Below are 13,006 nucleotides of genomic sequence, written 5' to 3'. Positions count from 1 at the left end.
CCGATGCACGACCGCCGCCGCTTCCTCCAGACCGCCGCCTGCGCCGCCTTGCTGGGGCCGGCGGGCGCCGCTCAGGCCCTGAGCATGAAACAAGCCATGCTGACCCGGGCCATTCCGTCATCGAAAGAGCTGATCCCCGTTATCGGCCTTGGCACGGCGGACACGTTCAACGCCTCTCCCACCGACGCCGCAGCCATGGAACCGCTGGCGCAAGTGCTGGACATCTTCACGAAGGAAGGCGGTTATCTGATCGACACGGCACCCAGCTACGGCCAGGCCGAAGCGGTAGTCGGCGCGCTGCTGGCGCGCCAGGCCGCGACGACGCCCCCGTACTTCCTGGCGACCAAGATCGGCACGCAGGGCCACGAGTCCGCCATGGCGCAGATCCGACAATCGCAGCAACGACTGCGCCGCGACAAGCTCGACCTGATCCAGGTGCACAACCTGATCGACACCCGCAACCAATTGGCGCTGCTGCGCGAACTGAAGCAGCAGGGCGTCACGCGCTACATCGGCATCACGCATTACACCGATTATGCGCACGACGAACTGACCGAACTGGTCGAAAGCGAAAAGCTGGACTTCCTGCAAATCAATCTGTCGGTCGGCGCGCGCAACGCGGAAAAGCGCCTGCTGCCGGCTTGCCAGGCCAACGGCGTCGCCGTGCTGATCAACCGCCCCTTCCAGGACGGCGCACTCTTTCGTCAGGTCAAAGGCCGCCCCCTGCCCAGCCTGGCCGCCGAGATCGGTTGCACCTCCTGGGCGCAGATCTTCCTGAAATTCATCATCGGGCATCCCGCCGTCACCGCCGTCATTCCCGCCACGTCCAAGCCGGTCAACATGGCCGACAACGTGCAGGCAGGATTCGGGCGGCAACCCGACGCCGCGCTGCGCGAACGCATCGCCGCCCTGCTGGCGTAACGCCATGGCCTACGCCGGCCTTCCCCGGCTACGCGCGCGCGCAGCCCTGGCGCTGGGCATCCACGAAGATGAAATCGCGCCCGCCGCCTGCGGCTTCGCCTTCTTCTTCTTTTTGTTCTGCGGCTATTTCATGCTGCGCCCCATCCGCGAGACGATGGGAATCCAGGCAGGCGTCAATCAGCTGCAATGGCTGTTCACCGCCACTTTCGTCGCCACGCTGGCGGTCGTGCCCCTGTTTGGCGCCTTGTCCGCCCGGGTGCGGCGCGAAACCCTGCTGACTTGGGTGTACAGCCTCTTTGCGTTGACCATGGCGGGGTTCGCCGCCCTGTTGTATCTGCAACCCGGCAGCGTATGGGCGGCACGCGCTTTCTACGTGTGGCTGTCCGTCTTCAATCTGTTCGTCGTGTCGATCGCGTGGAGCCTGATGGCCGACGTGTTCCGGATGGACTCGGCCAAGCGCCTGTTCGCATTGATCGCCGCCGGCGCCAGCGCGGGTGGGCTGTGCGGGCCGCTGCTGGGCGCTTTGCTGGCGGGTGCCTTGGGTCCCGCCGGCCTGCTGCTGCTGTCGGCGCTATTGTTGACCGCTACGTTGCCGCTCAAGCAATGGCTGCTGCGCTGGCGCGCCGCCACGCGCCCCGAATCGGATCTGCAAGACATGCAGCGCCCCATCGAAGGGGCCATGCTGGACGGCATCGCGCGCATCTTTCGTTCGCGCTACCTGCTGGGCATCTCGCTGTTGGTGGTGCTGCTGGCCACGCTGAACACCTTTCTGTACATGGAGCAGGCTCGCCTGGTCGCCGATACGTTTGCGGACACCGCCCAGCGCATCCGCGTATTCAGCGCGCTGGACGTCACCGTGCAGACCCTGGCGCTGCTGTCTCAGGTGTTCCTTACCGGCCGCGTGGCGGCGCGCCTGGGGCTGCGCTTCCTGTTGACGGCGGTGCCGTTGGCGGTGGGGCTGGCATTCCTCGCGCTTGCCGCCTTTCCCGTTTTTGGCGTGCTGGCTGCGGCAATGATCCTGCGCCGGGCCGGCGAATACGCCCTGATCCGGCCGGGCCGCGAAATGCTGTTCACCGCCGTGCCCGCGCAGGACAAGTACAAGACCAAGAATGTGATCGATACGGTGGTCTACCGTGGCGGCGACGCGGCCAGCGGCTGGGTCAAGGCCGGGGTCGACATGCTGGGCCATGGCGCGGCATTGATCGCGCTGCTGGGCGCGGCGGTGGCGCTGGTCGCTGCCGCCGTGGGATACGGGTTGGGCAAGCAGGCCGACGTGAAAAAGCCGAACGACGATTAGATTCATCCGAACATCCATCTTATTGAAGCGAACGGATTCCTCTGGGCTCGACCGCACAATGGCGCAGCTCTCAACGCCTCGGGAATCGTCATGAAACGCACCACCCGCCTTGCCGCCCTGCTGTTCTGCCTTGCCGCCCCCTGCGCCCAAGCCGACTACCCGGAACGCGCGATCACGCTGATCGTGCCTGCCGCCGCAGGCGGTAATGCGGACATCACCGCCCGATTGATCGGGCAGGAAATGAGCCGCCAGCTTGGCCAACCCGTCGTCGTGGAAAACCGGGTCGGCGCGGGTGGCCGCATCGGCACGCAGGCCATGCTGCGCGCCCCCGCAGACGGCTACACCATCGGCTACGCTCACGTCGGCACGCTGGTGCTGCATCGGTTCCTGTTCAAACAACAGCTCTATGACCTGGATCGGGACGTGGCCCCGATCGGGCTCGTCGCCGAAACGCCGAACGTGATCGTGGTCAATGCCGCCTCGCCCTACCGCGATCTCAAGAGCTTTATCGACGCCAGCCGCGCGCAGCCGGATCGCCTGACCATGACGTCGGCGGACCCCGGCACGACCAGCGAGGTCGGCGTCAAGCTGTTCATCGCGCAGACCGGCGCGGCCGTGCGCCAGATTCCCTACAAGGCCACCGCCGCGCAGCTGTCGGACCTGCTGGGCGGTCACGTCGACGCCATGATGGAAAACCTGCCGCCCCTGATCGGCAATCTGAAAGACGGGCGGCTGCGCGCCCTGGCGGTCACGACCAAGACTCGCGCGGCCTCCAACCCCGATGTGCCGACGGTGGCCGAACAGGGCTACCCCGCCTACGAGCAATCCGCCTGGAGCGCGCTGATCGCGCCCGCTGGCACGCCGCCCGCCGTCATTGAACGGCTCAATACCGCCTTGAACAAGGCGCTGCGATCCGACAACGTCGCCAAGGAACTGCGCAGCCGATCGCAGGAACCGCTGGGCGGCACGCCCCAAGACGTCCAAACCCAAATGCGCAAGGAGCTGCCCAAATGGGAGAACATCATCAAGGCCGCCACGCTGGACTGAGCGCCTTGTACGCCGTCACCGGAGCTGAATCATGGCCCGCGTAAGCCGCGAAGACTTCTCCGTGGCCGCCGCGACCAACGATTCGGCTTACCGCCGCATCACCATACCCGTGCTGCGGATCGACGCGGGGCCTGGCCCCGCGGTGGCCCTCATTGCGGGCGTTCACGGCGACGAGTGGGAAGGTCAGGCGGCCATCCTGGATCTGTGGCACCAACTGCCCGACATCCTGCAACGCGGCACGGTCTACCTGCTGCCCGCCGTCAATGCCGAAGCGTCGCTGGCAGGCACCCGGCTATCTCCGTCCGACGGCGGCAACCTGAACCGCGCCTTCCTGGGCGCACCCGCGCGTGGCTATACCGAAAGCGTGGCGGCAGCCCTGGAAGCACGGCTGTTGCCACGCGTAGAAGCGATGGTCGATGTGCACAGCGGCGGCGCGTCCTTGTGCTACGTCCCGTCCTCCGTGATCACGCGCTATGGCGACGATGCCTACGACGAACGCCTGCCCGCCCTGGCGCGTGCTTTCGGACTGCCGCATTGCGTATTCTTCCGTGGCAATGAGGCCGGCTCCTTGCCAGCCGCCGCCAGCCGCCATAAGGTGCTGCGCCTTAGCGCGGAGATCGGTGGCGGCAGGCAGACCCGCAGCGCGCTCGCCGACCGCTGCCGCGATGGCTTGCTGGGTTGCCTTGCGGCACTGGGCCTGCTGCCCGACCATCGCGTGCCGGCCAACCCCGACATCCACCTCTATGACCTGGACGCGCCGGCCGCCACGCTGCGCGCGCACGAAGGCGGCGTGTTCGTGCCGGACGTTGATCTGGGCCAGGCGGTAAGCGCCGTCCAGCAGGTCGGCCGCCTGATCGAACCGGCCCGGCCCGATACGCCTTCGCGCCCCCTCTACAGCCCACAAGCCGGCACGATCGTCTGCCTGCGCGCCATCGCGCGCAGCGACGACGGCGACTGCCTGCTGCAAGTGGCCCCCGCCCTTTCCCTAGACTCCCTCGCGTCGAAGTACTGACCATGCAGATGAATCCAAGATTGTCCGGCCTGTGCTGTATCCGCTGCGCAAGCCTGTGGGCGCCCGGCGACTATGCCGAAGGCTGCCCGAGCTGCCTCGCCGCAGGCCACCCCGCCACGCTGGAATGCATCTATGACGCGTCTGAAGACGACGCGGCGATGCCCTTGCCGATACTGGCCCCCGTCACGCTGGGCGAAGGCGGCACGCCATGCCTGCCAGCATCCGACCTCGCTCAAGCAGAAGGCGTGGGCCAGCTTTGGCTCAAGTGCGAAAGCGCCAACCCCACGGGCAGCCACAAGGACCGCATGGCGGCCCTCGTGGTGTCGCGCGCCAAGCTGGCAGGCGCGAACCGCGTGGCGGCGGCCTCCAGCGGCAACGCCGGCGTGTCCATCGCGGCTTACTGCGCCGCCGCCGGCTTGCAGGCAGACATCGCCATCACCCACAACTGCCCGCCCCTGCAGCGCGAAGCCATGCAAGGCTTTGGCGCGAAGCTGCGCGCGTTCGAAGACAGCCTGGCGCGCTGGCCCTATGTGCAGGACCTCTGCCGCAACCACGGGGCGTATGCCGGCACCAACTACCTGAATCCGCCCGTCGGCACGAACCCGTATGGCGTCGAAGGCTACAAGCCCATCGCCACGGAAATCCTGGAAGCCTGCGGCGCGCCCACCGACATCATCGTACCCACCGCGCGCGGCGATCTGTTGTGGGGCATTTTGCTGGGCTGGCAGCATCTGCTGCACAGCGGCCGCATCGAACGGCTGCCGCGTCTGCACGCAGTTGAACCGTATGCGCGCCTGTCGTTGGCGCTGGCCACGGGCGATGCGCGTGGCCAGTGGGAAGGCGCGACGGATCAATACTCCATTGCCGGCGGCACCTGCACGCTGCAATCACTGGAAGCCCTGTCGCGCTCGGGCGGATCACCGGTGGAAGTGTCGGACGCCGCTGCCGCGCGGGCCAGGCAGCGGCTTGCCGGGCGTGGCTTCAGTACCGAATTGTCATCCGCCGCCGCGTTGGCTGCGGTGTCGCAGTTGCGGCGCGCCGGAGTGCTGGACGCGGAATCGTCGGTGGTGTTGATGCTGACGTCGGACGGACGTCGAGGCTGATCGCGCAGCTATCGTTTCCGCCTCACACCCCGAAACGATCCACCAGCGGCGCCAACGCGCCACGCAGGCAGGTCGCCCAGAACTTGCCGGCCTCGGACAAGGGCCGGCTGCCATGCAGGATCATGTGGCATTCGAAATGCACGGGAGCCGTCAGTGGGCGATAGCAAAGGCCCGCCGCTTCCATGCCCACGGCCGTTGCCGGGTTGGCGATGCCGACCCCATGGCCGGCCAGCGCCAACTGGCACACGGTGCTGGAATACGGAGTCTCGATCGCCACCTTCAGGCTGCGGCCCGCCTCGCGCAACAGCGCGTCCAGACGCTTGCGCGAACCATCCTCGGCATTCAGGGCAATGACGTCGGTGTCGGCCAGATGCGCGAAGTCCACGCATTCCAGACGCGCCAATGCATGCGTGGCGGGAAACACGGCCACCGCGCGCAGGCTCGCCAGCCGATGCCCGCGCAGCCCTTCCAGCTCGGACTCATCGGCCACCACGGCAAGATCCAGTTCCCCCGACACCACCATGTCGCGCAGGGTATTGGAGTCGCGGATCTGCAAATACAGCGGGGTATCGGGATAACGGGTGCGAAAGCGCGAGATCGACTCGCTGACGATGGCGCCGCCATAAGCGTGGATGCAACCGATGCGCAACCGTGGTTGCGCGGCGCCACGAATGGCCCGGATCTTGCGGCCCAGGCTTTCCAGGCCCACATTCAAGCGGCGGATTTCCTCGTATAGCAGCGTGGCCTCGGGCGTGCGCTGCATGCGCTGGCGCACACGTTCAAACAGGCGCAGTTCGATGCTTGCTTCCAACGCGGCCAGGGTGGCGCTGACCGTCGCCGGAGACACATCAAGCCGCCTGGCGGCAGCCGTCACGCTTTCCGTTTCGTAAACGGTGCGAAATGTCTCGACCTGTTTTAGCGTGAAGGTCATGGTTGAGGCGCGGCGCGCTCAGATGCGTTGCAGGTCCATCAGGACGCGGCGGGTCGACAAGGGACGGCCGGCCAGGATCTCGGCCAGGCGCTCGCGCAAGTCGCGCCGCAATGCGGGTTCGATCGTGACGTCTTCGAAATCGGGCGCCTGTTCGTCCACGCCGTATCCGGTCTCGCGCAGCAAGGTCCATTCGAAGCGGCGTAGCGCGCCTGCGGCCCGCGTGCCGTTGGACAGTTGCTGCAACGCCATGTCGTAGGCGTCGAACAGCAGGGGGTGGGCGTCCTCGCGCGGCAGCAAACGCAGCAACAGCTCGTTCATGTACCAGGCGGACATCAGCGCGGTGCCCGTCAACGGGCGGATCCCCGCGATTTCAGCGCGCGTCAGCGTTTTGACTTCGCCGTTGCCCGTCCAGGACAGCAGCAATGGCTGAAAGGCCGACAACACGGGACGCAGCACGGAATAAGGGCGCTTGGCGCCCTTGGCGACCATGGCCACACAGCCATGATCGCGGGAAAAAGTCTGAACAATAAGGGAAGTCTCACGCCACGCGGTGGCGTGCAACATAAAGCCCGGGCGATCCTGGACGCGAGGCGCCCGTCTACTCATAACCCAGATCGCGGAGCGCACCCTCGCGGTCGGACCAGCCCTTGCGCACCTTGATGTAGACCTCCAGGTGCACCGGCTTGTCCAGCAGCTTGGCGATGTCCTGCCGCGCCTCCGTGGCGATACGCTTCATGTGCATGCCGCCCGCGCCCAGCAGGATCGGCTTGTGGCTGTCGCGCTCGACCACCACGCAGGCGTTGATGCTGGCGCCCTTAGCGGTCTCTTCCCATTGCTCGATGACAACGGTACAGCCGTAGGGCAGTTCGTCGCCGACCAGGCGGAAGATCTTCTCGCGCACCAGTTCGGCGGCGATGAAGCGCATGGGGCGGTCGGTCAGCGTGTCTTCTTCGAACATCGCCTCGCCTTCCGGCAGACGCGATGCGATCTCTTCCAGCAATTGGTCCAGCTGCTGGTTCTTGGAAGCGCTGACGGGCACCACGGCGCCGAACGGATGCAGCGCCATGATCTTGGAGACAAACGCGAACAGATCATCGCGGTTCTTCAGCGCGTCGATCTTGGAGACGACCAGGATGGTGCGCTCGGGGTTGGGCAAGAGCGGCAGCAGCTTCGCGTCGCCTTCCGACCACTTGCCGGCTTCCACCACGTGCACCACGACGTCCACGTCGGCCAGGGCCTGCGTGACGACGCGGTTCATCATGCGGTTCATCGCGCCGCCATGGCGCGTCTGGAAACCCGGGGTGTCAACGAAAACGAATTGCTCGTGTTCGCGCGTCAGCACGCCATGAATGCGGTGGCGCGTGGTCTGTGCCTTGCGCGACACGATGGAGATCTTGGAACCGATCAGGGCATTGGTCAGCGTGGACTTGCCCACATTGGGACGGCCAACGATGGCAACAAAGCCGGTACGAAAAGGGGTATCGCTCATTTAGTCTCTTGAGCCACTGCCACGGGCAGCGACAATTGCGCGGTTTTGCGCGCCTTGCCCGACTTGCGGGCAGCCTTGGTGGCCGGGCTGATGGCCAGCGCGGCCTCTAAAGCCAGCTTGGCCGCCGATTGCTCGGCGGCGCGGCGGCTGGCGCCGGGCGCCGTAACCTTGATCTCGAGCGCCGGGATGGCGCACTCGACTTCGAACTGTTGGCTGTGCGCCGCGCCATGCGTGGCCACCACCGTGTAAAGGGGCAGCGCCAGCTTTCGGCCTTGCAGGAATTCCTGCAGCAAGGTCTTGGCGTCCTTGCCCAGCGTTTTGGGATCTACCGAGGCCAGCACCGGCTGGTACTGGCGCACGATCACGCGGCGCGCGGCGTCAAAGCCTGCATCCAGGAAGACGGCGCCAAACAGGGCCTCGACCGTGTCGGCAAGAATCGACGGCCGGCGGAACCCGCCGCTTTTCAATTCACCTTCGCCCAGGCGCAGGTATTGCGACAATTCCAGGCGCTGGGCGATGTCAGCCAACGAGGCCTGCTTGACCAGATTGGCCCGCAGCCGCGACAGATCGCCTTCGTCGATTTTGGAATAGCGTTCAAACAGCATTGCCGCCACGACGAAGTTCAACACGGAATCCCCAAGGAATTCCAAGCGCTCGTTGTGGCGCGCACCGTGACTGCGATGCGTCAGTGCCTGTTCAAGCAAGGCTGGATCACCGAAGTGGTGATCCAGGCGGTTTTCTAGCGTGGCTAGCGACATAATCAGTTGAACCGGCCGATGCGGCTGAGATCGCTGAAATTCATCCAGATGAAGAACGCGCGTCCGACGATATTGGATTCAGGAACGAAGCCCCAATAACGGCTGTCCGCGCTGTTGTCCCGATTATCGCCCATGGCGAAATAACTGCCTTCAGGTACTTTGCAGCGTACCCCATTGCGGCTGTATTGGCAGTTCTCACGGTGAGGAAATTGCCACATCGGCGAATAATCCTGGGGCTTGTTCTCATCTAGCAGGATCTTGTGCTCAACGTCGCCCAACTTCTCTTTATATTGTGCGATATACGACACACGATCCGGCTCGAAGTAGTCGCCGTCGCGCACATGGGGCACCAGAGTCCCGTTCACGTACAGTTTTTTGTCCAGATAAGCGATCTCATCGCCCGGCAGGCCCACCACGCGCTTGATGTAATCGACGTCCGGATCCACCGGGTAGCGGAACACGAAAACGTCGCCACGCTGGGGCTTGCCGATGTCGATCACCTTCTTGTCGATGACGGGCAGACGCAGTCCATAGCTGAACTTGTTCACCAGGATCAGATCGCCGGATTGAAGCGTCGGCAACATGGAACCGGAGGGAATCCGAAACGGTTCAACCACGAACGAACGCAGCATGAACACGAACAGGATGACCGGAAAGAAGCTGACGGCGTATTCGATCCACCACGGCACGCGGCGCGCGACGTCGCCTGCTTCGCGGCGCAGCCGTTCGGCTTCCTGCGCGTCACCGATCAGGGCCACGTCGTACTGCGCCATTGCCGCTTGGGCCCGCGCTTCACGGCCCCGCCGCAGCACTGCCAGATCAAGCACCCAGATAATGCCGGTCAAGACCAGCAGAACAAACAGGATCAGGGCAAAGTTCCAACTCATCAGCTAACCGCCTTCTTTTGGTTCTACTTGTCTTCCACTTGCAGGATGGCCAGGAACGCCTCCTGCGGAATCTCAACACTACCCACCTGCTTCATGCGCTTCTTGCCGGCCTTCTGCTTTTCAAGCAGCTTCTTCTTGCGCGAGATGTCGCCGCCGTAGCACTTGGCCAGCACGTTCTTGCGCAGCGCCTTCACGTTTTCGCGCGCGATGATTTCAGCGCCGATCGCGGCCTGGATCACAACGTCGAACATCTGGCGCGGAATCAGACCACGCATGCGGGTCACGACGTCGCGCGCACGATGGCGCGCATTGCTGCGGTGGACAATGACGGCCAGCGCATCGACGCGATCGTTGTTGATCAGCAGGTCTACGCGCACCACGTCCGCCGAGCGGTATTCCAGGAACTCGTAGTCCATCGAGGCGTAACCGCGCGACACCGACTTGAGCTTGTCGAAGAAGTCCAACACGATTTCGGCCAGCGGGATCTCGTACACCAGGTGAACCTGACGGCCGTGATAGCTCATGTTGACCTGCGACCCGCGCTTGTTGTTGCACAGGGTCATGACCGGGCCGACATAGTCCTGCGGCATGAACAGCGTGACCTTCACGATGGGTTCGCGAATGTCCTGGATCTTGCCCACTTCGGGCATGCGCGACGGGCTTTCGACGGTAATGACGGAGCCATCGCGCTGCTCGACTTCATAGACCACCGACGGCGCGGTGGTAATGATGTCCATGTCGAATTCGCGCTCCAGGCGCTCTTGCACGATCTCCATGTGCAACAGGCCAAGAAAGCCGCAGCGGAAACCGAAACCCAGCGCTTGCGAGACTTCGGGTTCGAACATCAGCGCGGCATCATTCAGCTTGAGCTTGTCGAGCGAATCACGCAGCTGGTCGTATTCCGAGCTTTCCACCGGATACAGGCCGGCGAACACCTGGGGTTTCACTTCCTTGAAACCGGGCAGCGCGGACGGCGCGGGCTTGTTCGCCAGCGTGACCGTGTCGCCGACCTTGGCGTCTTCCAGTTGCTTGATACCGGCGATGATGAAGCCCACCTCGCCTGCCGACAGATGCGGCCGCTGCTGCGACTTCGGCGTGAACACACCGGTCTGCTCGCACAGATGGGTGGCACCGGAGGCCATCAGCAGGATTTTGTCCTTGGGCTTGAGCACGCCGTTGATGATGCGCACCAGCATGACCACGCCTACGTAGTTGTCGAACCACGAGTCGATGATCAGCGCTTGCAGCGGGGCTTCCGGGTCGCCCTTGGGCGCCGGCACGCGGGCCACGATGGTTTCCAGGATTTCGTCGATGCCCATGCCCGTCTTGGCGCTGGCCAGCACAGCCTCGGAAGCGTCGATGCCGATGACGTCTTCGACTTCCTGGCGCGCGCCTTCGGGATCGGCCTGCGGCAAGTCCATCTTGTTCAGGACCGGCACCACTTCCACGCCCAACTCGATCGCGGTGTAGCAGTTGGCGACCGTCTGCGCTTCCACGCCCTGCGACGCATCCACCACCAGCAGCGCGCCCTCGCACGCCGAGAGCGAACGGCTGACTTCATACGAGAAGTCCACGTGCCCCGGGGTGTCGATCAGGTTCAGGTTGTAGACCTTGCCGTCATTGGCCTTGTACTGCAGGGCGGCGGTTTGGGCCTTGATGGTAATGCCGCGCTCGCGTTCGATTTCCATGGAATCGAGCACCTGCGCCGACATTTCGCGATCCGCCAATCCGCCGCAGCGCTGGATCAGGCGATCGGCCAAGGTCGATTTGCCATGATCGATGTGGGCAATGATGGAGAAGTTGCGAATATGCTGCATGCTTGAAATTATAAGGGACGGAACACTCGGCACCAGGCCGGAAGACGCCGCCGCCGGAGAAGACACGGCTGACGAGAGGGGCGCTGACGGGGCAAAACCCGGGCAAAACGAGGGGGCGCCAAGCGCCCCCTTTTGCGGCAACCAGCCATTTTAGCCGGTCTTGGGCAAATTTTTCTGCAAGGTGGCCGCCCCTGGACAAAAAGGCGGCCAACCCTGCAAACCTGCCTACTTCGATGCGGGTACCGCGACCCACTGCGTCTGGTCGCCCCGACGTACCAGCAGGCCCGCCGACCGGCTCTTGTCGAGCTTGCCCACCAGCTCGCCGAATTGCTTGGCGCCGGTGACGTCGGTGTCGTTCAGGGCCAACACAATGTCGCCTTCCTGCAAACCGGCCTTGGCTGCCGCACCCTCGGCAACCTTCACCTGAACGCCGCCCTTGATGCGCAATTTCTTCTGCACGTCCGCCGGCACGTCCACGACGCCCAGGCCCAGCGCATTTGTCACTTCGGGCGCAGGCGCAGCCTTCTTGGCGGCCGCCGCCGATTTCTCGGTGGGAATCTCGCCTACCTTGACCGACAGCGTCATGCTCTTGCCCTTGCGCCAGACCTGCATATCGGCGCGGGTGCCGGGCTTGGTTTCGCCCACGATGCGCGGCAGATCGGACCAGCGCTTGATCGGCTCATTGTTGAACTTGAGGATCACGTCGCCCGGCTGCACGCCGGCCTGTTCGGCGGGCCCGTCGGCTTCGACGCTGCTGACCAGCGCGCCTTCCGCCTTGGGCAGCCCGATCGCTTCGGCCACGTCCTTGCCGACCTCACCGATCTGCACGCCGACGCGTCCGCGCGTGACCTTGCCGGTGGTACGCAGCTGATCGACCACGCGCATGGCTTCGTCGATCGGAATGGCCAGCGAAATGCCCATGAAACCACCGCTACGCGAAATGATCTGGGAGTTGATGCCCACCACCTCACCGTCCAGATTGATCAGCGGACCGCCAGAGTTACCCGGGTTCACGGCAACGTCCGTCTGGATGAACGGCAGGTATTCGCCGGTGTCGCGGCCGATCGCGCTGACGATGCCGGACGTCACGGTCGAATCCAGGCCGAAGGGCGAGCCGATTGCCAGCACCCATTGGCCTTTCTTCAATTTCTTGGGATCGCCGATGACCAGCGGCACCATGTCCTTGGCTTCGATCTTGATCAGCGCCACGTCGGTACGCTCGTCGGTGCCGATGACCTTGGCCTTGAACTCGCGGCCATCGGTCAGCGTGACGTAAATGTCCGTCGCGTCCACCACCACGTGGTTGTTGGTCAGGATGTAGCCGTCATCCGACACGAAAAAGCCGGAACCCACGCCGCGAGGCACGGTGCGCTCTTCGGGTTGCGAAGGCTGCGGGCGCTGACGCGGCGTAGGCCCTTGCCCACCGCCCGGAGGTTGAAGATCGGGGCCGAAGAACCAGCGGAACAGCTCGTAGGGATCACTGCCGCCGCCCGGGCCGGGACCGCGCACCGGCACGGTGGCCGTCGTGCGGATGTTCACGACGGCGGGATCGGCCTTTTCAACGATGCCCGTGAAGTCGGGAAGCGCGACCGTCGGGGTCTGCGCCATCGCGGGAGGCACGTAGGCCGTGGACAGGAATACGCCTGCCGCGACGGCCACCACAAAGCGCCGGAAAAAAGCGTTCGACACCGTCATTGCTTTCATAAATTACTCCGAAGTTGCTGCTTGCTGCTTGTGGCTATGG

12 protein-coding genes are annotated in these 13,006 nt (G+C 64.5%); 5 read left to right on the top strand and 7 right to left on the bottom strand.

Annotated features, from left to right (window positions below; all coding sequences use genetic code 11):
* Positions 1-3 precede the first annotated feature (3 nt).
* The 5 genes from API01S_RS10075 (at position 4) to API01S_RS10055 (ending at position 5,380) form a co-directional block, all read left to right on the top strand.
* Positions 4-921: an aldo/keto reductase gene (locus tag API01S_RS10075; RefSeq protein ID WP_061304342.1), complete on the top strand. Its 918-nt coding sequence runs from the start codon at positions 4-6 to the stop codon at positions 919-921.
* A gap of 4 nt (positions 922-925) precedes the next feature.
* Positions 926-2,218 carry an NTP/NDP exchange transporter gene (locus tag API01S_RS10070; RefSeq protein ID WP_050727844.1) on the top strand — a complete coding sequence of 431 codons (1,293 nt, stop codon included), beginning with the start codon at positions 926-928 and terminating at the stop codon, positions 2,216-2,218.
* Between the two features lie 90 nt (positions 2,219-2,308).
* A complete protein-coding gene (locus tag API01S_RS10065) occupies positions 2,309-3,265 on the top strand; it encodes a Bug family tripartite tricarboxylate transporter substrate binding protein (protein ID WP_050727845.1) in 957 nt (318 codons plus the stop codon).
* Between the two features lie 31 nt (positions 3,266-3,296).
* Positions 3,297-4,277: a M14 family metallopeptidase gene (locus API01S_RS10060; RefSeq protein WP_050727846.1), complete on the top strand. Its 981-nt coding sequence runs from the start codon at positions 3,297-3,299 to the stop codon at positions 4,275-4,277.
* Positions 4,278-4,279: 2 nt separating this feature from the next.
* Positions 4,280-5,380, top strand: a complete 1,101-nt coding sequence (locus API01S_RS10055) for a pyridoxal-phosphate dependent enzyme (protein ID WP_050727847.1) — start codon at positions 4,280-4,282, stop codon at positions 5,378-5,380.
* Between the two features lie 22 nt (positions 5,381-5,402).
* On the opposite strand, the gene API01S_RS10050 is transcribed toward API01S_RS10055, so the two are convergent.
* From API01S_RS10050 to API01S_RS10020, 7 genes are all read right to left on the bottom strand, one after another.
* Positions 5,403-6,311, bottom strand: coding sequence for a LysR family transcriptional regulator (locus API01S_RS10050; protein WP_050727848.1), 909 nt, complete (start codon positions 6,309-6,311; stop codon positions 5,403-5,405).
* Between the two features lie 18 nt (positions 6,312-6,329).
* A complete protein-coding gene (gene recO / locus API01S_RS10045; RefSeq protein WP_039882914.1) occupies positions 6,330-6,917 on the bottom strand; it encodes a DNA repair protein RecO in 588 nt (195 codons plus the stop codon).
* Positions 6,910-7,800, bottom strand: coding sequence for a GTPase Era (era, locus tag API01S_RS10040; protein ID WP_006218052.1), 891 nt, complete (start codon positions 7,798-7,800; stop codon positions 6,910-6,912). Before era ends, recO begins: the two co-directional genes overlap by 8 nt.
* Positions 7,797-8,558, bottom strand: a complete 762-nt coding sequence (gene rnc, locus API01S_RS10035; RefSeq protein ID WP_006218051.1) for a ribonuclease III — start codon at positions 8,556-8,558, stop codon at positions 7,797-7,799. Before rnc ends, era begins: the two co-directional genes overlap by 4 nt.
* 2 nt (positions 8,559-8,560) lie before the next feature.
* Complete coding sequence (gene lepB, locus API01S_RS10030) at positions 8,561-9,445, bottom strand: signal peptidase I (protein ID WP_050727849.1); 885 nt, start codon at positions 9,443-9,445, stop codon at positions 8,561-8,563.
* A 23-nt stretch (positions 9,446-9,468) separates the two neighbouring features.
* A complete protein-coding gene (gene lepA / locus API01S_RS10025) occupies positions 9,469-11,262 on the bottom strand; it encodes a translation elongation factor 4 (RefSeq protein ID WP_006218049.1) in 1,794 nt (597 codons plus the stop codon).
* Positions 11,263-11,487: 225 nt separating this feature from the next.
* Positions 11,488-12,966: a DegQ family serine endoprotease gene (locus API01S_RS10020; protein WP_050727850.1), complete on the bottom strand. Its 1,479-nt coding sequence runs from the start codon at positions 12,964-12,966 to the stop codon at positions 11,488-11,490.
* Between the last annotated feature and the right edge of the window lie 40 nt (positions 12,967-13,006).

Source organism: Achromobacter piechaudii NBRC 102461, assembly GCF_001571245.1.
In the GTDB taxonomy this organism is placed as follows: domain Bacteria; phylum Pseudomonadota; class Gammaproteobacteria; order Burkholderiales; family Burkholderiaceae_B; genus Achromobacter; species Achromobacter piechaudii.
Note: the sequence above shows the minus strand (reverse complement) of the source record. Positions and strands in the feature narration are given on the sequence as shown.